This is a genomic window from Vogesella mureinivorans, assembly GCF_007644035.1.
GTDB classification, from domain to species: domain Bacteria; phylum Pseudomonadota; class Gammaproteobacteria; order Burkholderiales; family Chromobacteriaceae; genus Vogesella; species Vogesella mureinivorans.
The window spans coordinates 1-561 of record NZ_VMTV02000602.1; the positions used below are offsets into that span (position 1 = coordinate 1).

A 561-nucleotide genomic window follows, 5' to 3' on the forward strand; every position below is an offset into this window, starting at 1 on the left:
GACCACGGCGCGCACATCGCTGGCGGCCCTCCGGGCAGCCCCGATGAGGACGGCGACCGATTCATCGAGATCTGGAACAACGTCTTCATGCAGTTCGACCGCCAGCCCGACGGGACCCTCGTACCGCTGCCGGCGCCCTGCGTCGACACCGGCATGGGCCTGGAGCGTCTGGCCGCGGTGCTGCAGCACGTGCATTCCAACTACGAGATCGACCTATTCCAGGCCCTGATCCGCCGCGCCGCCGAGCTCACGAACACGCAGGACCTCGAGAACAAGTCGCTGCGCGTGATCGCCGACCACATCCGCGCCTGCAGCTTCCTGATCGTCGACGGCGTGCTGCCCAGCAACGAAGGCCGCGGCTACGTGCTGCGACGGATCATCCGCCGCGCGCTCCGCCACGGCTGGATGCTGGGCGTGCGCGGCAGCTTCTTCCACAAGATGGTGGCCGCACTGGTCGAGCAGATGGGCGAGGCCTACCCCGAACTGCGCGAGAAGCAGGCGACGGTTGAAGCCGCGCTGCGCGCCGAGGAAGAGCGCTTCGCGGAGACGCTGGACCAGGGC

Annotated in this window: 1 protein-coding gene; it reads left to right on the forward strand. The window is 68.6% G+C overall.

The features are described 5' to 3' along the window. On the forward strand, positions 1–561 hold a 561-nt coding region (locus FLQ44_RS16470; RefSeq protein WP_240801313.1), incomplete at both ends, for an alanine--tRNA ligase-related protein.